The 26227-nt window shown below is 43.5% G+C and carries 24 protein-coding genes and 2 pseudogenes; 15 read left to right on the top strand and 11 right to left on the bottom strand.

Translation table 11 applies throughout. The features are described from left to right. Positions 1–79: 79 nt before the first annotated feature. From ACOCD9_RS11545 to ACOCD9_RS11525, 5 genes are all read left to right on the top strand, one after another. Positions 80–412, top strand: coding sequence for a hypothetical protein (locus ACOCD9_RS11545; protein ID WP_419547516.1), 333 nt, complete (start codon positions 80–82; stop codon positions 410–412). Positions 413–582: 170 nt separating this feature from the next. Next, complete coding sequence (locus ACOCD9_RS11540; protein WP_287702830.1) at positions 583–1257, top strand: Uma2 family endonuclease; 675 nt, start codon at positions 583–585, stop codon at positions 1255–1257. A 287-nt stretch (positions 1258–1544) separates the two neighbouring features. Further along, the gene (locus tag ACOCD9_RS11535; protein WP_104396479.1) at positions 1545–2684 is read left to right on the top strand and encodes a citrate synthase; all 1140 of its coding nucleotides are present in this window, start codon (positions 1545–1547) and stop codon (positions 2682–2684) included. 418 nt (positions 2685–3102) lie between these two features. Then, positions 3103–4845, top strand: coding sequence for an ABC transporter substrate-binding protein (locus tag ACOCD9_RS11530; RefSeq protein WP_287702831.1), 1743 nt, complete (start codon positions 3103–3105; stop codon positions 4843–4845). Further along, on the top strand, positions 4845–6113 hold the full coding sequence (locus tag ACOCD9_RS11525) for a glycosyltransferase (RefSeq protein ID WP_419547514.1): 1269 nt from the start codon (positions 4845–4847) through the stop codon (positions 6111–6113). The genes ACOCD9_RS11530 and ACOCD9_RS11525 overlap by 1 nt, the downstream gene beginning before the upstream one ends. Positions 6114–6326: 213 nt before the next feature. Here the strand turns inward: ACOCD9_RS11525 and ACOCD9_RS11520 are convergent, their stop codons facing one another. Together ACOCD9_RS11520 and ACOCD9_RS11515 are read right to left on the bottom strand one after the other, a co-directional pair. Continuing rightward, positions 6327–7763, bottom strand: a complete 1437-nt coding sequence (locus ACOCD9_RS11520; protein WP_287702835.1) for an SEFIR domain-containing protein — start codon at positions 7761–7763, stop codon at positions 6327–6329. A gap of 389 nt (positions 7764–8152) precedes the next feature. Beyond that, positions 8153–9148 (bottom strand): L-lactate dehydrogenase, encoded by a 996-nt coding sequence (locus ACOCD9_RS11515; protein WP_287662562.1) that lies wholly within the window; start codon positions 9146–9148, stop codon positions 8153–8155. A 235-nt stretch (positions 9149–9383) separates the two neighbouring features. Between ACOCD9_RS11515 and ACOCD9_RS11510 the strand changes: the two genes are divergently transcribed. After that, positions 9384–9725, top strand: a complete 342-nt coding sequence (locus ACOCD9_RS11510; RefSeq protein WP_194017411.1) for a DUF952 domain-containing protein — start codon at positions 9384–9386, stop codon at positions 9723–9725. Here ACOCD9_RS11510 and ACOCD9_RS11505 read toward each other — a convergent pair. Next, complete coding sequence (locus tag ACOCD9_RS11505) at positions 9702–11015, bottom strand: cytosine deaminase (RefSeq protein WP_419547513.1); 1314 nt, start codon at positions 11013–11015, stop codon at positions 9702–9704. The genes ACOCD9_RS11510 and ACOCD9_RS11505 overlap by 24 nt on opposite strands. 166 nt (positions 11016–11181) lie before the next feature. After that, positions 11182–12069 carry a 7,8-didemethyl-8-hydroxy-5-deazariboflavin synthase subunit CofG gene (gene cofG / locus ACOCD9_RS11500; RefSeq protein ID WP_419547511.1) on the bottom strand — a complete coding sequence of 296 codons (888 nt, stop codon included), beginning with the start codon at positions 12067–12069 and terminating at the stop codon, positions 11182–11184. 112 nt (positions 12070–12181) lie between these two features. Here cofG and ACOCD9_RS11495 point away from each other — a divergent pair, with 112 nt between their 5' ends. Continuing rightward, the gene (locus tag ACOCD9_RS11495; RefSeq protein ID WP_419547510.1) at positions 12182–13846 is read left to right on the top strand and encodes a transglutaminase domain-containing protein; all 1665 of its coding nucleotides are present in this window, start codon (positions 12182–12184) and stop codon (positions 13844–13846) included. Here ACOCD9_RS11495 and ACOCD9_RS11490 read toward each other — a convergent pair. The 3 genes from ACOCD9_RS11490 to ACOCD9_RS11480 all read right to left on the bottom strand — a co-directional run bounded on the left by ACOCD9_RS11490 (position 13843) and on the right by ACOCD9_RS11480 (position 15163). Then, the gene (locus tag ACOCD9_RS11490) at positions 13843–14109 is read right to left on the bottom strand and encodes a hypothetical protein (protein ID WP_002763196.1); all 267 of its coding nucleotides are present in this window, start codon (positions 14107–14109) and stop codon (positions 13843–13845) included. The genes ACOCD9_RS11495 and ACOCD9_RS11490 overlap by 4 nt on opposite strands. A gap of 204 nt (positions 14110–14313) precedes the next feature. After that, positions 14314–14901: a hypothetical protein gene (locus tag ACOCD9_RS11485; protein WP_287704658.1), complete on the bottom strand. Its 588-nt coding sequence runs from the start codon at positions 14899–14901 to the stop codon at positions 14314–14316. After that, positions 14891–15163, bottom strand: a complete 273-nt coding sequence (locus ACOCD9_RS11480; protein WP_287704660.1) for a hypothetical protein — start codon at positions 15161–15163, stop codon at positions 14891–14893. The genes ACOCD9_RS11485 and ACOCD9_RS11480 overlap by 11 nt, the downstream gene beginning before the upstream one ends. Before the next feature lie 295 nt (positions 15164–15458). Here ACOCD9_RS11480 and ACOCD9_RS11475 point away from each other — a divergent pair, with 295 nt between their 5' ends. From ACOCD9_RS11475 to ACOCD9_RS11455, 5 genes are all read left to right on the top strand, one after another. Beyond that, a complete protein-coding gene (locus ACOCD9_RS11475) occupies positions 15459–16169 on the top strand; it encodes a sirohydrochlorin chelatase (RefSeq protein WP_419547519.1) in 711 nt (236 codons plus the stop codon). Further along, on the top strand, positions 16166–16630 hold the full coding sequence (gene folK / locus ACOCD9_RS11470; protein WP_287168746.1) for a 2-amino-4-hydroxy-6-hydroxymethyldihydropteridine diphosphokinase: 465 nt from the start codon (positions 16166–16168) through the stop codon (positions 16628–16630). The genes ACOCD9_RS11475 and folK overlap by 4 nt, the downstream gene beginning before the upstream one ends. Before the next feature lie 157 nt (positions 16631–16787). Beyond that, complete coding sequence (locus ACOCD9_RS11465) at positions 16788–18152, top strand: GTP-binding protein (protein ID WP_419547509.1); 1365 nt, start codon at positions 16788–16790, stop codon at positions 18150–18152. 132 nt (positions 18153–18284) lie between these two features. After that, entirely contained in the window at positions 18285–18806 is a 522-nt protein-coding gene (locus tag ACOCD9_RS11460; protein ID WP_419547507.1) for a hypothetical protein, read from the top strand. Positions 18807–18986: 180 nt separating this feature from the next. Next, complete coding sequence (locus tag ACOCD9_RS11455; RefSeq protein ID WP_287704668.1) at positions 18987–20840, top strand: peptidoglycan D,D-transpeptidase FtsI family protein; 1854 nt, start codon at positions 18987–18989, stop codon at positions 20838–20840. A gap of 956 nt (positions 20841–21796) precedes the next feature. Here the strand turns inward: ACOCD9_RS11455 and ACOCD9_RS11450 are convergent. Both ACOCD9_RS11450 and ACOCD9_RS11445 read right to left on the bottom strand, forming a co-directional pair. Then, positions 21797–21877: a PEP-CTERM sorting domain-containing protein gene (locus ACOCD9_RS11450; RefSeq protein WP_419547517.1), complete on the bottom strand. Its 81-nt coding sequence runs from the start codon at positions 21875–21877 to the stop codon at positions 21797–21799. A gap of 69 nt (positions 21878–21946) precedes the next feature. Next, entirely contained in the window at positions 21947–22519 is a 573-nt protein-coding gene (locus ACOCD9_RS11445; protein ID WP_419547506.1) for a PEP-CTERM exosortase interaction domain protein, read from the bottom strand. Positions 22520–23011: 492 nt separating this feature from the next. Here ACOCD9_RS11445 and ACOCD9_RS11440 point away from each other — a divergent pair, with 492 nt between their 5' ends. From ACOCD9_RS11440 to grrA, 3 genes are all read left to right on the top strand, one after another. Continuing rightward, positions 23012–24181, top strand: coding sequence for a PQQ-dependent sugar dehydrogenase (locus tag ACOCD9_RS11440; RefSeq protein WP_287704672.1), 1170 nt, complete (start codon positions 23012–23014; stop codon positions 24179–24181). Between the two features lie 88 nt (positions 24182–24269). Further along, complete coding sequence (gene grrP, locus ACOCD9_RS11435; RefSeq protein WP_419547504.1) at positions 24270–25169, top strand: extracellular substrate binding-like orphan protein GrrP; 900 nt, start codon at positions 24270–24272, stop codon at positions 25167–25169. A 14-nt stretch (positions 25170–25183) separates the two neighbouring features. Further along, positions 25184–25558 (top strand): GrrA/OscA1 family cyclophane-containing rSAM-modified RiPP, encoded by a 375-nt coding sequence (grrA, locus tag ACOCD9_RS11430; protein ID WP_287704676.1) that lies wholly within the window; start codon positions 25184–25186, stop codon positions 25556–25558. A gap of 74 nt (positions 25559–25632) precedes the next feature. On the opposite strand, the pseudogene ACOCD9_RS11425 reads toward grrA, so the two are convergent. After that, positions 25633–25791 (bottom strand): annotated as a pseudogene (locus ACOCD9_RS11425) (DUF2887 domain-containing protein); the annotation flags it as partial. 29 nt (positions 25792–25820) lie between these two features. After that, positions 25821–26087, bottom strand: a pseudogene (locus ACOCD9_RS11420) (flagellar assembly protein H); the annotation flags it as partial. Positions 26088–26227 lie beyond the last annotated feature (140 nt).

The following is a 26227-nucleotide window of genomic DNA, read 5'->3' as shown; positions in this document are numbered from 1 at the left end:
ATCAACAACTCATGCTTGTAAAGCTTGTACAATAGGGCTTTGAGTTTTTGTTAGATTGATATTTATCAACTTTAGAGCATTGCTGGACAGAGAGGGAGCTTGGGGAATTTTCTACAGTGTAAGTTCGGAAGAACCAGATTTCTTAAATGCTCAGAAACAGGCTCTCTCAGACATTGTGGCGGAACGAAACAAGTTGATTCATCAAGATTTAGCGCTACTCGATACTAGCTCTATAGAAGGCTATTATAATTTAATCAGTCTTTTAGATGAACAAAACCCTCGATTATTAGCTCATCTTGAAGAGCTTGGGTGGATGTTAACCTCATGTATAGAGGGACTAAAAGACCTTCAATCGTTCATTAAATCACCAGACTTTCACCAGTTTATACACTCTAGCCAATCCGATGCCTAACAAGCGCGTGTACAGGGAACGGCGGCAGACACTATCGGTTATGATGCAGACAGTTGGTCACACCCTGTCCCTAGGAAAAACTTTTTCAGCCAATCCTAAATATTTGCTCTGATTTTTTGTAGTAAAGTTATACTATTAAGGAAGCAAAGACGAAACTCTAGGGTTAAGCAATGGTTAGACAACTCGACGACAGCCCGAAAACCACAATCGTCTATCCCGATAGCGATGGTAAACCGATGGCCGACAATACAAGACAATTTCGCTGGATTACGACGATTAAAGCGAATCTAGACTGGTTATTTGCCAATGATGCCGATGTTTTTGTCGCCGGTGATTTACTCTGGTATCCCGTGGAGGGAGATAATAAGACTCGACAAGCACCTGATGTGATGGTAGCTTTCGGCAGACCGAAAGGGGAAAGAGGTTCCTATCAACAGTGGAAAGAGAACAATATCCCCCCGCAAGTGGTTTTTGAAATTCTCTCTCCGGGTAATACCCAAACGGAAATGACCAGAAAACTACTGTTTTATGACCGTTATGGCGTGGAAGAATACTACATTTATAATCCCGATAAAAATGATTTGGGTGGCTGTATTCGTCGGGAAAATCGGCTCGAAAGTCTGGAAAATCTCGATAATTGGGTCAGTCCTCGCTTGGGCATTCGTTTTCAATTAGCCGAACCAGAGTTACTCTTGTATTATCCCGATGGTCAACCTTTCACCAGTTACAACCAAGAACGACAACGGGCCGAAACGGAACGACAACGGGCTGAAGTGGAACGACAACGGGCCGAAAGGTTAGCGGCAAAACTGCGGGAGTTAAATATTAATCCCGAAGAAACTTAAAAAAATTATCGATTGATGGAGTCGATCGAGATAGTCTCGCTACAATAAAAGTAAATAAATATCAAGTCCTCTAGCTAGAGTCGCAACAGTAAGCCCAGAAAAAATGCGATCGGGCAGGGTTGACTAAATCGACGAAGCAATCGCTAAATAGGGGTAATTTCCGCCCAATTCTCCCCAATCCTGAACAGGAGAGGCAGAACCGAAGAATTTCTATAAAATTTCGGTAAGGGTGGAAAGATCAAGTAAGTTAGCGTTAGGGCTTAATCTTCGCCACGGAAAGTAGAACTATGACAGTTTGTGAATATCGGCCAGGTTTAGAAGGAATTCCCGCCGCCCAATCGAGTATCAGCTTTGTGGATGGGCAAAAGGGAATCTTAGAGTATCGGGGCATTCGGATTGAGGAACTCGCCGAAAAAAGTACCTTCCTCGAAACCGCCTATCTCCTTATCTGGGGTGCTCTGCCCACGGGGGCGGAACTGGAAGAATTTGCCGATGAAATCCGTTATCATCGACGCATCAAGTACCGTATCGAAGACATGATGAAATGCTTCCCCGAAAAAGGCCATCCCATGGATGCGCTACAAACTTCGGCGGCGGCTTTGGGGTTATACTATGCCAGGCGGGCCTTGGATAATCCCGAATATATCCGTCAGGCAGTAGTCCGGCTATTAGCGAAAATCCCCACCATGGTGGCGGCGTTTCAATTAATTCGCAAAGGTAATCATCCCATTCAGCCCAACGATAGTCTTGATTATGCGGCCAATTTCCTCTATATGTTGACGGAAAGACGACCAACGGATTTAGCGGCGAAAGTTTTCGATGTCTGTTTGACCCTCCACGCCGAACATACCATGAATGCCTCGACTTTTTCGGCCATGGTGACGGCTTCCACTTTAACCGACCCCTACGGTGTCATCGCTTCAGCAGTGGGAACTCTCGCCGGCCCCCTCCACGGTGGGGCAAACGAGGAAGTATTGTTAATGTTAGAGGAAATCGGTTCGGTGGCTAATGTTCGTCCCTATGTGGAAAAATGTATCGCCAATAAACAAAAAGTTATGGGTTTTGGACACCGGGTATATAAAGTTAAGGATCCCCGGGCGACGATTTTACAAAATCTTGCCGAACAATTATTCGCAGAATTAGGTTCCGATGAATACTACGATATCGCCCTAGAATTAGAACAGGCAGTGGTGGATATCTACGGCGAAAAAGGTATCTATCCCAATGTGGATTTCTATTCGGGATTGGTTTATCGGAAATTAGGCATTCCCAATGATTTATTTACCCCGATTTTTGCCATCTCCCGGGTGGCTGGTTGGTTGGCCCACTGGAAAGAACAATTAAATGCTAACCGCATTTTCCGTCCTACCCAAATCTACACCGGACAACACGAAGTCCCCTATACACCGATCGAACAACGTTCTTAGATTTTATCTCCCATTCTTAATGGAAACACGGTTTCTCGCCTTTGTCAATCTCACCTAGGCGAGATTTTTTGTCTCATTTCCTGTTATATTGATGGGGCAAGGAAACAGTCCAGCGGCTTTCAGCTTGGTCAGTTTCGGTGTATATAGGGTCTGCTGAAAAAGTTTTTCGGTGGGGGCAGGGTGTGGGGTGTGGGGTGTGGGGTGTGGGGTTTTACCGGTTTTGAGGTGGCCAATTACCTAATTTTTAGGGAAAAAGTCCAGGAATTTTCCCCCTGATCACTCCCATACCTGGTACTTTTTGATTGACAAAAAGTCTAAAAGTCTTACCCAACAAGGTTTTTAGATTTATTCAGCAAACCCTATATAGCCAGGCAAGGTCTTTACTTCTAGATAGTCGGATAGAAAAATATTAAAGATTATGGTGAAATTTTGGCGCAGATTAACGGTATTTTTAATTTCTTGTTTATTGCTGATTTCCCTAACTGCTTGTGGTAATCCAGTTAGACGCAATCAAGTGGTCATATCGGTATTAAGTGACCCCAAAACCTTTAATGCTGTTTTATCGGCCGAATCCCCGAATATTTTTGGGTTAACCTACGAAGGACTATTAACAGAAAATCCCATTACTGGCAAAAAAGAACCAGTCTTAGCAGAATCTTGGACAATTTCCGATGATAATTTGAACATTATTTTTACTATGAGAGAGGGTTTAAAATGGTCAGATGGTCAACCCTTAACCGTTGATGATGTGGTTTTTACCTATAAAGACTTATATCTAAATCCTGATATTCCTAACAACTACCGCGATAGTTTAAGAATAGGATTAAAAAAAGAATTTCCAGTTATCACTAAACTAGATAATCGCCGAATCGAATTTAAACTACCCGAACCTTTTGCTCCTTTTTTAGATGCTGTCAGTTCACCGATTTTACCTAAACACGCTTTAGAAAAAACTATTCAGAAAAAAAGCCCCGATGGTAGGTTAGAATTTCTCTCCACTTGGGGGTTAGATACTCCTCCTGATAAAATTGTTTTTAATGGTGCTTATAAACTAAAAGAATATATCACGGGACAAAGGATTATTTTTGAGAATAACCCTTACTATTGGAAAAAAGATGACCAGGGACAACAATTACCCCATATAACTTCAGTAATTTGGGCAATTGTTGAATCTCAGGACACAACTTTACTACAATTTCGATCGGGAAGTTTAGATTCTATTGGGGTAACTCCCGAATTTTTCTCCCTCTTAAAAACTGAAGAAGAAAGAGGAAATTTCACGATTTTTAATGGGGGACCTGCCTACGGAACCCAATTTATCGGTTTTAATCTCAATCAAGGAAAACGCGACGGAAAACCCCTAGTAGAGCCAATTAAATCCAGGTGGTTTAATAACTTAAATTTCCGCCAAGCTATTGCCTACGGCATTAATCGTCAAAGAATGATTGATGATATCTATCGAGGATTGGGACAAGAACAAAATTCTTTTCTTTCTATCCAATCGCCTTTTTATGATAAAACCCTGAAAGGTTACGATTATAATCCCGAAAAAGCCAAAGAATTATTATTAGAGGCGGGATTTAAGTATAATAGTGATAATCTGCTAGTCGATGCTGATAATAATCCCGTTAGATTTAACCTGATTACTAACGCGGGTAACAAAATCCGGGAAGCAATTGGCGCACAAATTAAAAATGATTTAGCCGCAATAGGAATTCAAGTGGATTTTCAAGCGATCGCTTTTAGCAATTTAGTTGATAAACTAAGTAATAGTCTAGATTGGGAAGCGCATATTTTAGGTTTTACCGGCGATAATGAACCCCACGCCCCCAATATTTGGTATGTAGATGGAAATCTCCACGCTTTTAACCAACAACCTCAACCCGGCAGCCCTCCGATTCAAGGCTGGCAAGCGGCGGATTGGGAGAAAAAAATCGCCGATTTATACGTCAAAGGTTCCCAAGAATTAGACTTTGAGAAGCGCAAAGTTATCTATAATGAAATTCAACAACTTCAACAGGAATACGTCCCGTTTATTTATCTTGTCAATCCCCTCGCTTTGGGGGCTGTGCGTAACTGCTTTGAAGGAATACAATTCTCTGCCTTGGGTGGAGCATTCTGGAATCTAGAAGAATTAAAGAAAACCTGTGGAGGTGTTTAATGACTCATTTTGGTTTACTCTGTCCTACAACCTCTGGACATATTTATTCTCTCCTACCTTTAGGAAAAGAGTTACAAAAACGCGGTCATAAAGTTACCTGTTTTTTAACTCTTGATGGTGAAGAAATGGTGCAAGCAGCCGGCTTAGATTTTCAGGCAATTGCACCCGACCAATATCCGAAAGGCACATCAGCCAAAAGTTTAGCCGAAATTGGTCAATTACGGGGAACAGCCGCCGTCCGACGCACGGTAGAATTAGTAACTGATTCTACAGCGACCCTCTTTGAAACTATCCCTCAAGAGATGCGTCGCTTGGGAATTGATGCCCTAATTGTCGATCAAGTCTCCGCCTCAGGGGGTACAATCGCAGAAAAATTGGCTATTCCCTTTATCAGTTTTTGTTCGGCATTGGTTTTAAATCGCGATCCGCTTATTCCGCCCTTTATGACCAGTTGGGACTATAATCCCTCATTTATCGGGGTTATTCGCAATAAACTTGGCTATAAACTCCTTGACTCTCTGACTCGTCCTCTGAATGAGTTAATCAACCGGCAACGTCAAGAATGGGGGTTAATTCCCTATCAAAACATCAATCAACGCTATTCACCCATCGCCCAAATTAGCCAACAACCTGCCGAATTCGAGTTTCCTCGGCAAAATTTACCCGCTCACTTCCACTTTACCGGCCCCTTTCACGATTCCTCCACCAGAAAAACGATTCCTTTTCCCTACGAAAAATTAACCGGACAACCCTTGATTTATGCTTCCCTCGGTACAATTCAAACTCGCCTACAATCGACCTTTAATGCGATCGCCGAAGCCTGTGCCGATTTGCCGGTACAATTAGTCTTATCCTTGGGCAACACCGACTCTAACATTCAAATAACAACCAAAAACGCCCTAGTTGTTCCCTACGCTCCCCAATTAGAGCTTTTAACCAGAGCCTCTCTTACTATCACCCCCGCAGGCTTAAATACTACCCTAGAATCCCTAGCGCAAGCTGTACCGATGGTGGCCATTCCCATCGCTAACGACCAACCGGGGGTATCTGCTCGGATAAAATGGTCGGGGACAGGGGAAGTGATTCCGATTTCCCGTCTAGAAGCTCCCCGTTTACGAAAGGCGATTGAAAAGGTCTTATCCTTCCCCAGTTACCGAGAAAATGCCCTGAGAATGCAAAAAGCACTACAGAAGACTGGAGGAGTGAAAATGGCCGCCGATATCGTCGAAAAAGCCATTTCTACCGGCCAACCCGTCCTATCGGTATAATGGCTAGGGTCTGCTAAAAAAGTTTTTCCTGCGGACAGGGTGTCGGGTGTCGGGTTTTAAAAACGTTATCGAAAACAATTGACAAAAATCGCCCTTTATAACCCGTCCATGGCCTAACACAAACCGAAGAACTATAAAGATTAGATTGAACATTTCTGTGATTTCTGTCTAACGAAGCGCTCTGCGGCAAATTTGTCCGACGGCAGCACCTTGTTATGCCTTTGTAGCTAATTGTTCATAGCCAAGTAGTATAGATGGACTAAATGACTCGAACTGCCACCTTGGTAATCTTTGAGGGTCTGCCTTATAAGCTTCCATCAGTTCACTTAGATCTGATGGTTTATCTATGCCTAGAATACATTTAACTTTTTCAAAGTATGACTTTGATGACGACCTTGCAAATACTTCAAACGCACTGTGAAACTGGCCAACATACAGTAATGTGTGTGGAACCCAACGAGAATAAAAGTCGGCTTGCTGTATTTCAGCCCGCATAAACAATATAAAATCAGCCTGCATTAGGTAACGAAATTCTATGCCAGAGTGTTTACTTCTTTGCTTAAGCAGATCCGCATGAACAGATAAACGTCCTAGCTTTAATCTACTATTTCGACGGTCTAAAGAACGCAAGCCATCTCGGAAAGCCTCATATCCAACCATTACATCTTTTCCATAATCGGATCTTCCGTTCACATAGTATTGATTCGTCAACAGTAGGTTAACTTCTGCAAACCTTTCATGCTTTGTGAAAATGGCAACCACATATAAGAAAAGCTCGTGAATAATAAATTTGAAATTATCGAAGTCCCATTCCCCCCAACTGTTAACATTCTCCCTCCTACTCATATATGGGATCAAATCTTCAAAAAAGCGATGAACTTTGAGGACATTTTCTTCTGTTGGTGCATATTGCGCGAGAGTGATAAACAAAGTAATTGCTTCGTTTCTATAAGGAATAAATTTTTCTATATTATCAATAACCTGATCGTCAAATTCACCTTCCTTTTCGGTGATTCTGAACTTTTCAAGATTACTAACAAAAGTAGACAAATACTCATCTAACGCCCCCGATGCAAATGGCTTGTTTTCTTTGATAGCAGATATAGCCCTTTTGTGCACTGCCGAAGTACCCAGAGATATTCCATCTGATTCATCCAGAAAAGATGGCCGCTTACCTATCTCAGGCCTCGTATAAAGGGGTTTGTCATATATCCAACGCAATAACTTTTCAAAATTATCTGCATTGTTATCGGGTTCGCTTAAATCGATATATATTCGCGATTTATAGTATGTTGGCAGATATGCTTTACCTTCTGAATCTCTCTCAGCAATTATGGCTACAAATTTTCCTTGTTCCTGGTTTTCATAAACTTCACGTGAGATGATTTGAGTTTCAGTGCCTACACCGCCGGATCGATCATCTGCCTTTGAAGCGTAAACCTCGTCACATATGATGGCCACCTTGGTTATCTGTGGGTCTGTAACCATCTTTTCCATGAAAGCAAAGGAATCATGCCCTTCTTTAAGATCCCATTTATCAAGAATAACATGAACACCCGATTGGGTCAGGTCTTCAGCTAAATCAATTACCCACTGTTCATGTGTTGGGTTAGACCAGCTATAAGAAATAAATAACTTAGGGTTTTTCATCTATTCGTAAATCCTTAATAAGTCCAACTATTAATTATACAAAAACTTTCTCGATAACAATCCTCAGAGTAACGATATGTAAAAACTCTCGGCATATCACCCCATTTTAGGGCCATCGCCGGAACTTTTCCCCATATCATAACCAAAAGCGTATTAGCCAGATTAAACAAACTCTTTTAAGTAGATTCCTAACAACAAGCTGCAATAAAATAGACTTTTCGGGAAGTCTAGCACGAATTGCTTCAGTCCACCCCACAATTACCTAATTTTCGGGGAAAAAGTGCCTAAATTTTCCCCTCGATCGCTATTATGTCTGGCACTTTTTCAGGTCAAAAAAATCTAAAAATCTTAGCCAACAAGGTTTTTAGATTTATTCAGCCAACCCTAAGTTAAATTTTGAGTTGATCGATTAAATCGCGCATAATTTTGGCCGAATTATGTAACTGTTCCGTTTCTCTGGGACTAAGAGCAAGATTCAGGGTTTTAATCACTCCTTTCTCATTAACCACCGAGGGAATACTTAAACACACATCTTTGAGACCGTATTGACCATCGAGGAGAGTGCTAATAGTGAGAATTCTTTCTTGGGAACGTAAAATCGCTTTAACGATATCCGTGGTAGCTAAACCGATCGCATAGCTAGTATAACCCTTGCGTTTGATAATTTCATAGGCGGCGTTTTTAACCTGAAGAAAAATTTCTGTTAAGCTTTCTTGGTCGGTTGCGCTTAAATCCTGCCAATCTCCTTCGAGTAACCTTGCTCCTCCGATATTAGCCGAACTCCACACAGCAAGCTCACTATCCCCGTGTTCACCGATAATATAAGCGTGGACGTTACGCGCATCTACATGGAGTTGGGTGGATAAAAGAGAGCGTAAACGGGCAGAATCTAACACCGTACCCGAACCAATCACCCTAGAAGGCGGAAAATTGGTGATTTTCAGGGTAACATAGGTCATGATATCGACGGGATTACTCACCACCAAAATCAAAGCACTGGGGCAGTAAACAGCCACATCCTCCAGAATACGGCGAAAAATCGCCACATTTCGCTCAAGGAGATGTAATCTGGTTTCTCCCTCTTTTTGGGCGGCACCAGCAGTAATAATCACCACATCGGCATTTTGTCCCACATCGGCCACGGTTCCCATTTTCAAGTCTGTGGGTTCAATAAAAGGCATTCCGTGCCTTAAATCCATCACTTCCCCTTCGACTTTATCCGTGGCGATATCTTGCAGAATTAATTCATCAAAACAGTCTTGAATTAACATCGAGTAAGCGCAGGCCATCCCCACCTGACCAACACCGATAATCACCCCCTTGCGAGGACGCAGAGGTGCGGGTTTTTCAGCGTAGGGATTGGGAGTAAATATTTTATCTAGCATAGATTTTGGCAGTTATTGGCTCGGTAAGCTCATTTTAAGGGGAAATGGTTAATATCAGGTAAAAAGAGACTATCAAGAGATTTTGAGGACGTTATCGGCCATTTTTTTCTGGTCAGTGGTCGGACAAATTTCTTGTCTTTATTCCCTGACCCCTAGTTTAAGAGAATTGAGGGCTGCTGACAGCTTCAGGCTATATCCTAAAATTAGGGATAAAGTGACAGTAGGAGGCGAACCGATGATCTATCACATCACTACAGAAAGAGGTTGGCAAATAGCTCGTGAAATGGGGGAATATCGGGCGTATTCCCTAAAAAATGAGGGATTTATCCATTGCTCCACCTTAGAACAAATTCCGAAAGTTGTGGCCGCTTTTTATCAAAATCAGCCAGATTTGCTGGTTTTAGCCATTTCTCTCGAACAATTGCAGTCCCCGGTTAAATGGGAGCAGCCCCAACATCCTAACCCAGAAAATGCCACTCTAGAGCTAGAAAAAGAGACCTTTCCCCATATTTACGGTGCTATCAACCTAGAATCGGTAGTTTTTGTCAAACCCTTACAGGAGTTGCTCAATTCCTAGAACTAAATCATCTAACTCTTGGTAATCGGGGAGAGTAGTATCGATGCTCAACCCGCGCCGAATCACGAGGCGATCCCACTGTGGTCGCGATAATAGCTCGCTAAAGTATCGCGCCTTGAAAATTAACAAATTTGCCTCTAGACCCGTCTTAATGCGCCCTAAATGGGGCAATCCGAGCAGATTTGCTGGGGTGAGGGTGACACTATTTACCCAGTCAGCGTAGGGTGTGTCGAGATGGGCAATCCGCACCGCTTGGGTAAAGACTTCTAAACCATCGTGATCCCCAAAACCATAGAAGGGATCGCGACAGTTATCGCTGGCAAAAGCAACCGGAATTCCCGCTTTTTTCATCTCTTTTATCTTAGTTGTCCCGCGCCAAAAGGGGGTTTTTTCCTCTTGACGATCCTGTAGGTAGAGATTGCACATCGGCAAGCTAACGATAGCAATGCCCGCATTTTTGACTAAATTTAGGGTTTCTTGGATTATTTCAGGGGATTGTACCGCTAAACTGCAACAGTGACCACAGATGATTTGTCCAGAAAATTGCTCTTTGATGGCAGTACGCGCGATCGCTGCTAAACAGGTAGAATCGGAATCGCCGTTTTCATCCAGATGAAAATCGAGATTTAAACCCCTTTCTTGGGCTAATTTGAAGGTAATATCAATTTGTGCCTGTAAATCTGGATTTGTGTAGGCTACTCCCCCTAATATGCCTCCAAATTCGGCAATTTTATCGGCTAAGGCCGCTCCCTCGGAGGTTTGATAGTAGTCAAGGGAAACTAGAGAAACCGCTTGCAGGGTGATTTTACTGGCCCATTGTCGTTGCAATTCTGCCAAAGCGGTTAAGCTAATCTGTGCCTGTTGACCAAAAGAGTCGATATGAGTGCGAATAGCGGCAGTTCCGTGGGCATAACTGCATTTAACGCCGAATTCCATGCGACGATACACATCCTCTAAGCGCCACTCCCGTCGGGAATCCTCTAGGGCCATTTTTAAGGCACTGTCAAAAGTGCCATCACGGTTAGGACAGCGATGCCAACTATGACCTTTATCGAGATGGGTGTGCATATCGACAAAGCAAGGAAAAACAATCTTTTTTTTGAGGTCGATGACGGGAATATTATCTTCGGGGGGGATTGTTGAGGTAATGCGATTAATGTTACCGTCATTAATTTCCAGATTAACTAAGGTTAATCCCTCGGCGGTTTGGGGAGAAAACCCCTCATTTTCTAGCAGGGAAACGGGAATATGAGCATTTTTGAGCCAGTAGCGCTCGCTTGAGGGAATCATAAGACCTCTGGTAAAAATCAAAAATTGTTGTTAGGGTTAGGAGTCGGTCGTCGGTCGTCAGGAGAATTAAGAATGAATAATAATCAATTATGCGGTATTAAGTAAGGAGTGTTAAATGGCATTAACAGTGCTATCTTTTCCCTGATTACTGATCACTGATTACTGATTACTGATAAACCGGCAGACGCGCCTTTAATTCCCAGCCATAAACTGCTAAAAATTCCTTTAATTTATCGGGGTGTAAATGGAGGTAATCGGGATTAACTTCATCGATAATGCCAATACCGCCTAAATCCCGCGCTCCTGCCGCTAAACAATCCAAAAGAAAAAGAGGATCGGGTACTAAATTCGGGGGAATTTGAATGACAATATCTGGGGGCAAAATTTCCCTAGCTTGTCTAACCAGATCGGGTAATTTTTGCAGATCAAAAGGATTATTTTGCCACTGTTCTCTTTTGCCCGGATTGTAGGGTTGTAGGATCACTTCTTGAATATGTCCCCAACGTTGATGAATAGCGGCAATAGTTTCTAAGGTTACTAAGCGATCGCATTCTGTTTCACCAATTCCTAATAATAACCCCGTGGTAAAAGGAATTCCTAATTCTCCCGCCCATTGTAACTGCTCTAATCGCAAGGATGGCACTTTACTGGGGGCATGACGATGGACAGTATCTAATAAAGTCACCGTCATTTGTTCTAACATTATGCCCATAGATAGATTGACATTTTTTAGTTTTTCCATCTCAGCCAAAGTTAAAATTCCCGCATTGGTATGGGGATAAAAACCCATATTTAAAGCCAATTCTCCCAAATTATAAATATGCCGAAACCATAACTCTCGATTGGCTGCTAAAGGATGAACTTCGCCGCTAAGAATTAAAATTTCCGTAATTTCCGAACCCTGCAAAGCAGTTAAAATCTCTTTTGCCTTGTCTAGACTTAACCAGCCATCAGTGCCTAAATCCCTGCGAAAATTACAATAACTGCAACGATTGAAACACTCGTAGGTAGGTACAAGGGTATGAGAGGGACTATAGGTGACAATTCTTGACATTTTTTTCGGGATTGCAGTTCATTACGAGCATTCAAGGGCGAGAAAATTTGCTATCGTGGGGAGAATTGCTGTTTTATTCACCTAAAAACGCTCTCCCTTTTCGTTTCCTCCTATGATTTTCGATCCTGCCAGTCTTCCCTCCCATCGTCAAACGATTCGTCCGATTAGCGCCACGGCTCTGCACGGAATTGTATTTCAAGATGACAAATTAATCGCTATCGACGCAAAAAACGGCTATTTATACCAAATTGCCCTCGATAATGGTCATACAAGCGTACTTAATTCCCATCGCTGGCAAGAATTCGTCGGGACGACGGGATTGGCAATCGATGATCAAAATCACCTCTGGTTTACTACCCGCGAAAATCTCTACTGCTGCACTCTCGAAGATTTTACCCCGAAATTTTTTACCCGTCTTCCCTACACCGCTAACGGAGTCGCCGTAACTGGTAACACAATTTATGTCACTTGTCAACGTTCTGGACAAATCTTTATATTTGATCGCCAATCGGGACAGGAAATTACTCGTTTGTACGCGCCTGGTATCGGCATCGAAAATATCACCATTCGCGGGGAAGAACTTTGGTTAACGGATACCCTAGAACAAACGGTTTACTGTCTTGATCGCGCCACGGGAGAACAGCTTTTTAGCATGATAACTCCTTTTGAATCGCCGACGGGATTAGCATTTTATCGCGATGCGAACAGTGGCAAGGATATCCTATATGTGGCCTATGCTTTCCAGGAACCCTTTATCCGCGATAATCCCAATTCCGAACAGGTTTACGAACTTAGTTATCGTCCGCGTACTTTTGTCCATCCTCTATATTTTCACTACGATCCCGCTAAAAAATACGCCCTTTCTAACGGTTATCTGATTGAATTATCCTACGTCGAGGAATTGGAACCTCTATATAATATCGAACTAAAAGATGTGGAATGGCGCATCGCTTTACCCTTAGAAACACCACGGCAAAAAATTCGCAGCGTCGAAGCGGTGGGATTGCCTTTTATTGAAGAAATTCAAGACGGGCAGCGGGTGGCAGTATTTAAGTTCGAGCAAATAACCGGCAAACAACGTCATATTTTTGGGTGGAAAGTAGTCTTAGAAGTATGGGGAATTAAATACCAAATTACTCCCCAAGATTGCGAAGATTTACCCCCCTTACCCGCCGATTTTCCCGATCGCTATTTGATCGATAATGATGATCTGGCCATGAATACAGAAATTATCCTCAATGCTGCCGAAGAAGCGATCGGTCGGGAAACCAATCTCCTCAGAAAAGTTTATAGTATTCGTAACTACGTCTATGATCAGCTTTCCTACGGCATCAAACCCAACATCGACACCCCCGATATTGCCCTGCGGCGCGGAGTGGGTTCCTGTGGCGAATATGTGGGTTTATTATTGGCTTTGTGTCGTCTCAATGGTATTGCCTGTCGCACAGTAGGACGTTATAAATGCCCACCCCATCCCCTCGAACGTAATTTACCCCTCGAACCGGATTACAATCACGTCTGGATGGAATTTTATCTGCCCTCTATCGGTTGGGTTCCCATGGAGTCCAATCCCGATGATATTTTTGAAGGCGGTCCCTATCCCAATCGTTTCTTTATGGGTTTAGCTTGGTATCACACGGAAATTGCCAAAGATATCCCCTTTGAACGAATGCTCAGTGAAGGACAACCGGTGTTAAAAACCCAAGTTCCCATCGGCGATTTAGCGATTAATCACGTTCAATTCGTCATTCTTGAGGAATTAGCCCCAAAAGACTAGAATTCTGAGCCATCATCTAGGATGCCCATTTCTCTATCTCTTTCTTCTTTGAGTTCTTTGACCATTTGCAAACCCGCGCCCACACAGAAGCCCAGGGCTGCCCCGGCACCGGCAAAATAACGTCCATAGATGATTTGATAGTTATAGGGATTTTTATAGTTGACTTGGCTGGGATTGCGTTCAATGCGGCTAATGCCATAACCGATACCTGCCCCGACTAAAGCGGTAACAAGGCCTGAAAATAGAACTAGACGAAAGTTCATGATCTTATCTCCCGATGGACTCTGACTTTAGATTATCGCTGAAAGTTAGTTAATGGCAAGCGATCGCAATAATTCGTTATCAAGTGAACCAAATCGCCCACAAAGCTAGAACTGTGGATAGGAAACCATAGGATTTATCGAATCGTCAAAAAACCAATCTTTCCCTATAGGTAGTTATTGGTAAAAGTTAAGGTGATTTATCTATTACCAGACTTTTTTTACTCCTGTAGGTAAACCAACTCGCATAAAAAATCTAGCGAAAGCTTGAGATAAATGTTCACGATAGGGAGGACGTAAACGAAGTCTAGATTGCTGTTTATTTTGCAAGAAGGATTCCAAAAAAGTCCTCGGTAAAGTGTACACATCATGAAAATCAACTATTCGATGAGTTAATTTTAGGTCGCCGATTTCTCCTTCGTTGAGCATAGAAAGATTCCATATATAACCATTTTTAATATCATCACAATATCTCCCCCACGCCTTGGCCGTAGGATTTTGTTTCATATTGTTCATTGTCTGTTCCCAATATTCTTGATATTGGCTGAGAGCAAAGTGAGGGCAAAGGATGACATTATTGACTTTCTTGTTTTCTAAGTCGCAGCCTTGGGTGATAACAACCAGATCAATCTCAGCTACTTCCACTAAGGATCGAAGTGTTTCAATTTCTGTTTGATTGCTTACCTCAACAGATTTAGAAGCCCAACGAACCACAGGACAATTAAGAATAATATCCCCTTGGCTTAACTCAAAATTTGCATCTACCGCCTCATACCAAAGGTCATTAGTTATCATCTTCGAGTCGATAATTATCAATTACAACACAAGGTTTCCAAGTGGGTGTTTCCTGAGATTTAATATTCACTTCTTCAGAAAATAAGATTTTCGGTTGATGAGAAACTACAAAAACTCCTCTACAATCCAGTTCATCATCATCATCTTCTGCTGCGTCTATCCGGCAAGATTCTGATGATAAAACTGTAGGTAATTTTACCACTTCTATTAGGGGTGGTTGTTCGTAGGAGGGTAATTGTTTACTGTCTGTTTCCACTTTCACGTTAACTGCCTCGTTGACTAAGTTGGGCGATTAATTAGGTTATACCTCAATATCTAGACTAACTCAAGGCGGCGGGCTGATTTGCTCACACTTTACATCCCGTAAAATGGTAGCACTTGGGGCTAGTGGGGAGGTTTTTCCGCTACCAGCTAAATTGAGAATATCAGGGGCATTGATGCCTAAAGGGAGAGAAAATGTATTAGGCTAAAAACTAAACTATTTTGGCAAGATTTCTTTGAAGACCTCCTCAGCCTACTTATTGGTTTTCCACGGTAGTCGCGATCCGCGTCCAGCCATGGCGGTGACACGATTAGCAGCCTTAGTTCAAGAAAAAATTAGTCAACCCGCCGAAAGATTAGCGAGTAAATCGGAGTTTAGCCCATCTCTAGCGGTTCTAGAAGCAGATAATCGGGTATTAGTAGGGACTGCCGCCCTAGAATTAGTGATAACACCTCTCCATCAACAAATAGAAGCTTTTGCCCAACAAGCACAAAGCCAAGGATGTAGCCGGTTGCAGATTATCCCCCTGTTTCTCCTGTCGGGGGTTCACGTTAAAGAAGATATTCCCGCGGCCGTGGCCAAAGTGCGATCGCCAATTAAGCTAGAGTTAAAGCCCCATTTAGGCAGTTATCAGGGCATAAAATCGCTGTTATCCCGACAATTTGCCGATTTAAGCCCCCAAGACCGCATTTTACTGTCCCACGGTAGTCGTCGCCCCGGGGGTAATCGGGAAGTGGAAAATCTAGCGGCGTTTTCTGGGGCAATTACAGCTTATTGGTCGATAGAACCGAGTTTATCCCAACAAATCGAGAGTTTAATTGCTAAAGGTAGCCAAAAAATCGCTATACTGCCCTATTTCCTCTTTACTGGTGGAATTACGGCTGCGATCGAAGCCCAAGTTTTTGAACTATCACAAAAGCATCCAAATGTCAATATATTTTTAGGTAAATCTTTGGGGGCGACGGGGGAATTAGCCGAGATTATTGTTGAGGAAGGATGTGGATGAAGCGGGCAGCGATCGCTTTGGGCGGTAATTTAGGGGATTCAGCGACAATTTTAGGGCAAGCTTTAGGGGAATTAGAGCGAGTCAAAGGAATTAAACTAGAAGCTCATTCCCAATGGTATCAAACCGCGGCCGTCGGCCCTCCTCAGCCCGATTATCTCAACGGTTGCGCCATTGTGCAAGTGGATTTATCGCCCTTAGATTTACTGCATAAATTATTAGAAATCGAGCAGTTATTCGGGAGAGTCCGACGGGAAAGATGGGGACCGCGTACCCTCGATTTAGACTTAATATTTTATGAGGACCTGATCTTAGAAACGCCCGAATTACAGATACCCCATCCCCGCTGCCGAGAACGGGCCTTCGTGCTGCTTCCCCTGGCGGAAATTGCCCCCGATTGGCGAGATCCCGTCACTGGAAAAACTATCCTTCAGCTATTGGGCCGATTGGGATTGGCGGAGTAGGATGTTAGGTGTTAGGGTTTTAGTGGAAAACTTCGCTAATTTCTTTTCACTGATTACTGAAAAGTCTTCCCCTGGCCCCAGATAACCTCATCTCAGTTACCGCCCCGAAACTCTACAATAAAGGCAGCAGCATCAATAAACAGTTAAAAAATCAACCGTGACCAAGACCCCATCCCTCCAGGAAACTCATTACAATCAGGCTAAGGCTAGTTTACAACAGGCCTTAACTTGGTATGCCAGTTTTCGCCGCCATTGGAATTATCCCCCCGATCCCCAACTTCAGGCCGCCGTTAAACAGGATTTGCAGTCCTTAAAATCGGCCTTGGATAAACTGGATGAAACGGTGATTCGGGTGGCAGCCTTCGGGTTAGTCAGTCGCGGTAAATCCTCGGTGGTCAACGCTTTAGTCGGTCAAAAAGTCCTGACAACCGGCCCCCTGCACGGGGTGACACGCTGGCCGCGATCGGTGCGTTGGACACCAGCCACGGGTAAAATTCAGATAGAATTAATCGATACCCCCGGATTGGATGAGATTGAAGGGGAAGCGCGGGCGAATATGGCCAGAGAAGTCGCTAAAAGTGCCGATTTGATTTTATTTATCGTCGCTGGGGATATTACCCGCACTGAATACGAGGCCTTAGGCGAATTGCGCCAGGCGAAAAAACCGATTATTTTGGTGTTTAATAAGATTGATCTTTATCCGGAGGCCGATCGCCGTCAGATTTTTCAGCAGTTACAGAGATTAGGAACCAATCGGGACGAAAAAACGTTAGAAGATTTGTTAACTAGCGATGAGATAGTTATGGTAGCCGCCGAACCGCAACCGATTCCCGTCCGGGTGGAATACCCCGATGGGCGCGTGGTGACTGAGTGGGAAACCCCTCCCCCCCAAATTGAGGAGCTGCAAGATAAACTCTTAACGATTTTAAATCGGGAAGGGCGATCGCTGTTAGCCCTCAATGCTTTAGTGCAAGGGCAAGAAGCGGAGGAAAATATCGCTAGAAAAACCCTGGAACTCCGGGACAGTCAAGCGGAGGAAATTATCTGGCAATACGCGAAATATAAGGCTTTAGCGATTGCGGCTAATCCGATCGCTATTTTAGACCTCCTAGGGGCTTCAATCGTCGATTTGACTCTAGTTCGGGCTTTAGCTCGTTTGTACGGCCTGCCAATTACCAGTCACCAAGCTGGTCAACTCTGGCGGACGCTACTTTTGAGTAGTGGGGGGTTGCTGGTGGGGGAAATCCTCGGCAGTGTGATTATCGGTTTGGGCAAAACGGCAGCGGCAGCGACGAGTATTTTTGAAAATCCCACCTCTTTAACCCTCTACGGTAGCACCGCTCTCCTACAGGGAGCAATTGCCGCTTATGGAACCTATATCATCGGGAAAGCCGCTAAAATCTATTTAGAACGCGGTTGTAGTTGGGGGGCATCCGGACCGAGTACGGTGATCAATCAAATTCTCGCTCAAGTTCATCCGCAAACTATCTTATATCGTTTACGTATAGAACTAGAACGGTGATTTTAAAGTAAAAAGGAAAAAAGGCAACAGTTATCAATTAAATATTTCCTACTGACTACTGATGACCGACTCCTAATTTTAGAAACTTAATTTTTGACAACGACCACTAGCTAGAAATATTGAGAGAAAATCATGTCTGCTGCCCATAATTCCTATATTCCCGTTCCCGTTTCTCGCCAAAAAAGCCAAGGCAGTCAACCTCGTCCCCAGTCACCAGTAAATCAGACGACCCCAACGGTAAAACCGACGACTAAATCGGTGGCGAGAGTTCCCGTGGTTCCGACACAAAAACAATTAGCCTCGCGTCAATTACGTTTCCTTTGCCTCCTAGAAAGAATAGTGGCCGTGATTACTTTTTGTCTGTTGGGTTCGACTCTGGGAATATATGCTTGGACGGTATATATTCCCAAGGTTTGGGACAAAGAATTTGGTAAACTGGAAACACTGCAACGTCACGAGCGCAATCTTTTGGCCACCAATGAAACCCTTAAACATCAACTAGCTCAACAAGCAGAAAAACCCGAAACCGGATTAACTCATCCCCAACCCTTCCAGACTATCTTTTTACAGCGTAAATCTGCCCCAAACCTGAAACCTGCCCCCGCTTCTCAACCCCAATCTACCGTCAATTCTCGACCGAGAAGTGCCTATTAACAGTTATCAGTTAACAGTTATCAGTTATCAGTGGGTAAGTTAACAGTAATCAGATGTGAGTTTTTAAGTGTGCAGTATTAAATAGAAGTTTCCTACTGTCTTTTTACTGATCACTGATTACTCTGTTTACTGATCACTGTTTACTGATCACTGATCACTGATCACTGAAAGATACTTCTCATGACTGACACAAAAAGACCCCGATTTAGAAGCAAAGAAACTCGATCGCCCTCTGGCAGGGTCCGGGACAGAAAGTCCTATTTAAACGCCAAAAAACAGCAACAACAGTTAAAAAAATTGCCTTTGAGTAATGGGCGATTAGTGGCGGTGTGGTTGATTTTAGTCATGGGTATTTTGGGGTTAGCTTGGCGACTGTATCAGTTGCAAATAGTACAAGGGCAAGAATTGCAAAAAAGAGCCAGACAACAGCAAACTACCAGTATTAGACCCTATATTCCCCGACGGGCGATCGTCGATAGTAATGGTAATGTTTTGGCGACCGATCGCTTGATTTATACTCTTTATGTACACCCAAAACTGTTTGCTATTCCCCCGGCAGAAGTGGCTGATAAATTAGCTCCTTTATTAAATATTCCTACTAATCAACTGATTCAAAGATTTAAAGAAAAAGAAACAGGAATTCGTTTAGCCAATCAATTAACCGAATCCGTGGCTAGGGGCTTAAAACAATTATCTCTTGACGGTGTAGAATTAGAGGAAAAATACGCTCGTTATTATCCCCAAGACGATGTGGCTGCCGACGTGATTGGCTATGTAGATAAAGAACATCGTGGCCAAGCAGGACTAGAGCGAGGTTCCAGTCAGTTATTAGAAAGAGATCCTTTTTCTGTCAATACAAGACGCATGGGAGACGGGCGAATCTTACCAGCTTTTGTCCCCGATGGTGTCTTTCAATTTGATGAATTACAGTTAGAAGTAACCCTCGATTTAAAACTACAAAGAGCCGCTCGCACAGCCCTACGAGAACAGCTAAAAAAATTTAATGCTAAACGAGGGGCTGTCATCGTCATGGACTCCCTTGATGGTTCTCTTTTAGCCCTAGTTTGTGAGCCAACTTTTAACCCCAACGAATACTATAAAGCCAATGTGGCTCTATTTAAAAATTGGACCGTAGCCGATCAGTACGAACCGGGGTCAACTTTTAAACCAATTATTGTCGCCCTGGCCATGGAAGCGGGGGCAATTAAAGCTAATACGGTAGTCAATGATCCGGGGGCAATTACTGTCGGTCCCTGGACCATTAAAAATGCCTCTAAACAGGGTTATGGGGCGCTAGATATGGCCCGAGTTCTGCAAACCTCTAGTAACGTCGCCATGGTGCAAATTGCCCAAAAAATGGGGCGAGTTGATTTCTATAAAAGTTTATTAGGATTGGAAATAAATCAAAGGGTTGGCGTAGATTTACCCGGAGAAGTGGCAGGATATCTCAAACCCGAACAAGAATTTCTGGATAATGCCATTGAATCGGCCACCGCTTCCTTTGGTCAAGGTTTATCCCTAACGCCTTTAAAATTAGTACAATTGCACGGTGCGCTGGCTAATGGTGGCACCCTGGTGACTCCCCATGTGATCAAAGGATTAGCCGACGACCGCGGCCGTTTGCACTGGCAGCCCGATTATCCCAGCAAAAAAGTCTTTTCTCCCACCGTGGCCCGGCAAGTGGTGGAAATGATGGAAACCGTCGTCAGCAAGGGGACGGGGGTAGCAGCCCAAATCCCCGGTTATCGCATCGGAGGTAAAACGGGAACCGCACAAAAAGCTAGTCCGACGGGGGGTTATCTACCTAACGCCAAAATTACCAGTTTTGTCGCGATTTTACCGATCGAATCGCCCCGTTATGTGGTTTTGGTGGTGGTGGATGAACCCAAGGGTGCCAATACTTTTGGCTCCACTGTTGCCGCTCCCGTGGCAAAAACGGTGATGAATACGCTCATTTCCCTCAAAGGTATCCCCCCCACCTCCAAGGTGGTTCCGGCGGGTTCTACGACCAATAAACCCCCGCGCCACGATTAATTTAAGTGTTGGGGAGAAAAGCCGCTAAATTGTCCGGTAACTCCCATTCTACATGGGGTTTAACTATTTTGGGCGTTGCCGATTTCAGAGCCGATTGGGGAGTCGGTGGTCGGTCAAAGAGGCACGCTCTAACGTGGTAAACAGCCTCAACTCCGGCCAGTATTGGAATGGGTGTAGGGGTTCCAAGTTCCTAACTCCTGGGAGGAACGGCCACAGAGATAAGATGGATTAGTGTTTATTTCAAGACGTTTAGACTTATTTATAGCGGTTCTCGTATCTGTGCGGCACACTTAAACCTTTGCCGATTAAGCTGTTCAGGATCGGAAATGTACCTCTTCTGAATCAGAAACGCTATAGTCAATTTTTTGAAGATAAGGGAATCGAGCAATAGACCTCGACCTAATATTATCTCAAGACCAAAAGTCTTTCTAGTTAAGGAATATACCCGAATAAAAATTATTTTAATTGCCTCATATTTTTTCAGTGAAATTGAATTAGCAACGATAGATATACATTACAGCTATAGAACTATTTGATTAGTACGCAGACGAAAAGCAAGCTGTGACTGGGTTATAATTTTTGGAGATGTCTAATTATTGGGAGAAGAAATAAAAACCGATTATATCAATGATGATATAGTCGGGAGAGTCATGGATGAATTCAGAAGTGTTGAATGATAGCTTCATAAAGTAAAAAAGCGACTATCACATCACATTCTAGTCACACCTAACTGATAATTGTTATTATCATGATGCTAAACTCCTTTGGGGGAATTGTCAAAACAATCTTAAGAAGTTTGAGAGGGTTAGGGATATCTCTCCGGAAGATTTATTGCGGGAATCAGTGGCAGTAAAGCTTCATACCCCTAATTGGGGTCAATTAAGCACCTGAGCAAAATTAATTGCATATCTAAGCCGTCTTCCGTCTCGACTAGGAAATTAATTTTGCACGACTACTCATCGTTTTTGTTGTAACTTTGAAGCGATTCCCAACAGTCCGAAACCTAGCAATCCTAATATCGCGGAAGGTTCGGGAATGGAAGAAGCGTCAAGGGTTACATTATCGAAATTCGTCTGAGCTCCCGATGAGACCAGAAAAATTTTTAACTACTGACCGATGAGCGGACCGCTGCTACCACTGGTATAGCTAACGGTGACACGTTCGAAAGTTCCGGGATCGGGAGTAACACTGTTAAAGCCTAGCTCCGTAGTTCCGGCTATAAGTCTGATCCTGTAGTTTGGAAAGGTAAGAGATTTTCTGCGTCCGACATCCACGCCCAAAGTATATCGCGTGTTCGGTTGCAAAACTGCGGAAAGTGCCTGGGCGATAGTTCCCCCGTTATTGTAGGCTACTTGATTTCCATCAGGAACCGGTTGTAGACCGTAAAAAAAATCACGGCCAGTAAGATTTTGAGATTTGGTTGGATCAAGAACCCCCTGATACGCACCATTTGAGGGATGTAACGACCAGCCGATGATGCTATTAATGCTATAATACCCATCCGACTGTACGGGAGCAATCGGGGATTCAAAGCTATGATTCAATATGGGAATAGATGCAGCCCTAACTTGCCCCTGCGGAACAATCATCAAACAAGAAGATGCGAGCGCTATTTTGAATAATCCTAGCTTATCGCAACCAGCAAAAGAAATTAATTTCGCTAATACTTTTTGATTCATAGCCTCTATACTCCAAAGGAAGACATTCTAGATTAATCATAGCAACACCTCAAAATTTCAGCAACACCAAGCCCTGATAAATCCGTCTTTAGAGTTAATTTTGACTCTCGGTCTAATCTGCCTGTCTTTCTTGCTGTGACTCGCTTATAAGTTTTTGGGGATGTCTATTGATTGACCATAGAAATACTTAAGAATACTACATAGATTGAACGTTTAGGCTCCACACCGAAGAGATTATACTAGAAACGGGCCATAGCCTGTCAAGAGTAATGTTCCAAGAACTCGAAGCTATATTTGATGGGACAGTGCTTCAAACCGATGTTCCCTTAGAGCTAACGGTGGGTACGAGGGTAGGAATTCTTGTTGAGAGCGCATTGCCCAATGAAGTCAAACCGCCTAAAATGTTTCTTAAAACTGCCCGGTTTCTAAAATAGGGTGAGCTTGATTAGTCGGGGAAAATTGACCAATATTTGTATGGGGAGTTACCAACTAATGCTTACTTCTCTTAATCGCATTTTCTCGCCTATAGTATCCAGCGTTTTGATTACCATAATTATCTCCAGTTGTCAAGGTGCAAATGTATTAACTTCGGCGAATAATTCCCAGACAAATCAATGGCAAAAAGTGACCGTAATCGAGGGTTTAGAGCATCCCTGGTCGATGGTTTGGCTACCTAACGGGGAAATCCTGATCACAGAGCGTCCCGGTCGTTTAAGAGTGGTTAGAGAGGGCAAATTAGAACCAAAAGCCATCGCTGGAGTTCCCGAAGTTTTTGCCGTCGGACAAGGAGGATTGCTCGATGTGGCAATTCATCCCCAATTTGCCCAAAATCGCTGGATTTATCTAACTTATGCCCACGGAGACCAGGAGGCTAATCGTACCCGCGTCGCTCGTGCGGTTTATGATGGTGCAAGTTTGCGAGATGTGCGGGTTATTTTTGAAGTTTCCCAGGCAAAAACTGGCTCTCAACACTTCGGTTCGCGGTTATTATGGCTACCGGATGGCACTTTATTGGTAGCGATTGGGGACGGGGGCAATCCTCCCCTACAATTAGCGGGGGATTTAATTAGAAAACAGGCACAAAATCGGCAAAGTCATTTAGGTAAAATTATTCGCATCAATGACGACGGTTCTCTACCTAAAGATAATCCTTTTGCGGGTTCTAAAATTTGGAGTTATGGTCATCGGAATATTCAAGGAATCAGCTTTGATCCGATGACTAAAAGAGTCTGGGCAACAGAACACGGAGCGAAAGGAGGGGATGAATTAAATTTAATTGAAAAGGGTAAAAATTATGGTTGGCCAATGGTTTCTACCAGTCAAGAGTACGGCACTAATACCCCAGTTTCCAACGAAGAATCGCGCCCCGGTCTGATCGATCCGAAAACAATTTGGACACCTGCGATCGCTCCTTCGGGATTGGTCTTTTATACCGGTAATCGCTTTCCTAATTGGCAGGGAAATTTATTCGCCGGTGGTTTAGTTTCCAGGGATATTCGCCGTCTGTCAGTGGATAAATCGGGTAAAATTATCAATCAAGAAGCGATTCCCATCGGTCAGAGGGTGCGGGATGTGCGTCAAAGTCCCGACGGATTTTTATACCTGCTCACCGATGAAGGTAACGGTCAATTAATTCGCCTTGAACCGCCATCTAATTTGTAAAAGTTCACAGAAATTATTATGGAAACCTTGAAGATTTTTTAGCGACTTCTAGTATAGTTATGTTTGTACGGGAGTAAGCAGTCGATTTATGAAGAAAATTTTACAGTTAGTGGGACTAGGTTGTATATTACCTATGTTCCTCGCCAGTGCGAGTTTAGCGGAAACAGTGGTGGAAAAAGTGGCTCGCACGGGATTTTTGACCGTAGGAACCCGTTTTGATGCGATTCCCTACTCCTACATCGATGATAAAGGAGAATTAGTCGGCTATTCTATGGATGTGTTGGAACGAATTAGAAAACGATTGGAAAATCGTCTCGGTCGTCCCGTCACCCTGCAAATGATTGAAGCTAACCAACCCGGAGAGAAAATTAACCTTATTCGCAGCGGGGAAATCGATATCGCCTGTAGTACGGCTTTTACTTGGGAAAGGGCGAAAGTGGTCGATTTTTCCATCAGTTACAGCATTTCTGGGATTAGGATTTTAGCCAAAAAAGGCAGCAATCTCTCCACTCCTCAATCCCTAATCGGTAAACGCATCGCCTTGGTTCCCACTTCCGCGGCCGTCGATGTGATTAAATTAGTACAACCGCAAGCGACAATTGTTACTACCTACAGCACCATAGAAGAAGCGATCGAAGCTTTAAAAACCGGTAAAATCGACGCAATAGCGGGGGATAGCATCTCTTTAGCGGGAACAATCCTCAGAGATAACCCTAAAATCTACGAAATCGTCCCCGAAGAAGCTCTAGCTAATTTTGGCATTGCTTGCATGGTTCCCGAAAATAACTCTACTTTTTTGGATGATGTCAACTATGCCATTGTTAAAATGATGCAGGATTACATCACCAATGATACGGCCACCGTTAGTCAAATCGATCGCTGGTTCGGTAGTCAAGGACTGGTTCCCATCCCCCCAGAATTATTAAAGGGGTTTTTTGCCTTCAAAGTTATCGAACACGCCCAAATTAATCCCCAAGAAGCCAAATAGGAGCATAAATTCAGGTGAATATCAGCAATAAAACCGGTTTAGTCGGCTTTCTTCTCGCTTTATCTGCTTTCGGTCTGACTAGCACCGCTCAGGCTGCCTCAGACGAGTCCAATCCCATTGAAGCGCGTTTAAGTCGTCTATCTAGTGCTGTACGCGAACGAGTTAACCAACTGCCGGAAGGTACTGCCGATCCTAGTTTACAAGCTTTAGGCTGGGGAGATGGTGGCAATCGCGGTTGGGGGAATAGTCGTGCTGGTGGTTGGGTAGATGGTCGCGGTGGTAGTTTTGTTAATGCGCGGCCCTGGCGCAATGGTTGGTCTGACCGTGGTGGTTTCTTTAATTCCCGACCGCGCTGGGGTAATGGTGGCGGTTTCTTAAATCGTTGGTAAGTTAAGGTTGGGTGAGGGGATAACTTTATCCTCGTCCCAACCCCGGTTTTATGATGAAATCTAGGGTGATTATTTTGAGGCAGAAAGACTCCATCAAGACGAAAGGAAAGTTGTTTGACTTCCACTGAGTCAAAGCGGTAGTTATTCGCTTCGCTGATAGGGAGTTGAATTAATTCAAAGAAGATAGAGGGGAATGATTGAAAGAGTTGATAAAAAATCGTGTCAGTTTTCATGCTTTTATTTTACAAGGCGATCGCATTTTTTATGTCCCGTTTTGTATAGCTCTAACTTGTTCAACCTCTAACTCTAAGGCGGATGCAACTTGCTCAACGCTTAACCCTAAGGCTAACAAACGAGGGACCGCCTCTAATGCTTTGTTTAGTCTGCCTTCCTGACGACCTTCCTGACGCGCTTCCTCGCGCACATCTTGAAAATACTGAGTCTGTTTTAATTCATCTAAACTAAACATAGTTTCTATCTCCCGACGATTGAGAAGCGGTAACTTATAAACAAGAATCGTCTCTATTAATTAGATCTCTTGCATAAGTCTAGACAAAATAGGATAAAATAGTCCAAGAGTTAAGATTGAAAGATGACTTACGAACAAGTAAAAACTTTAAAGCCAACAGAGTTCAAACGCTTGTGTGGCGTGTATCCAGATACATTTAA

Source organism: Microcystis sp. (genome assembly GCF_048564745.1).
Lineage (GTDB): Bacteria > Cyanobacteriota > Cyanobacteriia > Cyanobacteriales > Microcystaceae > Microcystis > Microcystis ichthyoblabe_A.
Note: the sequence above shows the minus strand (reverse complement) of the source record. Positions and strands in the feature narration are given on the sequence as shown.

Excerpts from the sequence above, each read along its gene's own strand:
- ACOCD9_RS11475 (WP_419547519.1), top strand. The coding sequence starts at position 15,459 with ATGGCGGTGACACGATTAGCAGCCTTAGTTCAAGAAAAAATTAGTCAA.
- folK (WP_287168746.1), top strand. The coding sequence starts at position 16,166 with ATGAAGCGGGCAGCGATCGCTTTGGGCGGTAATTTAGGGGATTCAGCG.
- ACOCD9_RS11485 (WP_287704658.1), bottom strand. The coding sequence starts at position 14,901 with ATGATAACTAATGACCTTTGGTATGAGGCGGTAGATGCAAATTTTGAG.
- cofG (WP_419547511.1), bottom strand. The coding sequence starts at position 12,069 with ATGTCAAGAATTGTCACCTATAGTCCCTCTCATACCCTTGTACCTACC.
- ACOCD9_RS11520 (WP_287702835.1), bottom strand. The coding sequence starts at position 7,763 with ATGAAAAACCCTAAGTTATTTATTTCTTATAGCTGGTCTAACCCAACA.
- ACOCD9_RS11510 (WP_194017411.1), top strand. The coding sequence starts at position 9,384 with ATGATCTATCACATCACTACAGAAAGAGGTTGGCAAATAGCTCGTGAA.
- ACOCD9_RS11525 (WP_419547514.1), top strand. The coding sequence starts at position 4,845 with ATGACTCATTTTGGTTTACTCTGTCCTACAACCTCTGGACATATTTAT.
- ACOCD9_RS11460 (WP_419547507.1), top strand. The coding sequence starts at position 18,285 with ATGTCTGCTGCCCATAATTCCTATATTCCCGTTCCCGTTTCTCGCCAA.
- ACOCD9_RS11455 (WP_287704668.1), top strand. The coding sequence starts at position 18,987 with ATGACTGACACAAAAAGACCCCGATTTAGAAGCAAAGAAACTCGATCG.
- ACOCD9_RS11440 (WP_287704672.1), top strand. The coding sequence starts at position 23,012 with ATGCTTACTTCTCTTAATCGCATTTTCTCGCCTATAGTATCCAGCGTT.
- ACOCD9_RS11505 (WP_419547513.1), bottom strand. The coding sequence starts at position 11,015 with ATGATTCCCTCAAGCGAGCGCTACTGGCTCAAAAATGCTCATATTCCC.
- ACOCD9_RS11515 (WP_287662562.1), bottom strand. The coding sequence starts at position 9,148 with ATGCTAGATAAAATATTTACTCCCAATCCCTACGCTGAAAAACCCGCA.
- ACOCD9_RS11540 (WP_287702830.1), top strand. The coding sequence starts at position 583 with ATGGTTAGACAACTCGACGACAGCCCGAAAACCACAATCGTCTATCCC.
- ACOCD9_RS11535 (WP_104396479.1), top strand. The coding sequence starts at position 1,545 with ATGACAGTTTGTGAATATCGGCCAGGTTTAGAAGGAATTCCCGCCGCC.
- ACOCD9_RS11445 (WP_419547506.1), bottom strand. The coding sequence starts at position 22,519 with ATGAATCAAAAAGTATTAGCGAAATTAATTTCTTTTGCTGGTTGCGAT.
- ACOCD9_RS11495 (WP_419547510.1), top strand. The coding sequence starts at position 12,182 with ATGATTTTCGATCCTGCCAGTCTTCCCTCCCATCGTCAAACGATTCGT.
- ACOCD9_RS11530 (WP_287702831.1), top strand. The coding sequence starts at position 3,103 with ATGGTGAAATTTTGGCGCAGATTAACGGTATTTTTAATTTCTTGTTTA.
- grrP (WP_419547504.1), top strand. The coding sequence starts at position 24,270 with ATGAAGAAAATTTTACAGTTAGTGGGACTAGGTTGTATATTACCTATG.
- ACOCD9_RS11490 (WP_002763196.1), bottom strand. The coding sequence starts at position 14,109 with ATGAACTTTCGTCTAGTTCTATTTTCAGGCCTTGTTACCGCTTTAGTC.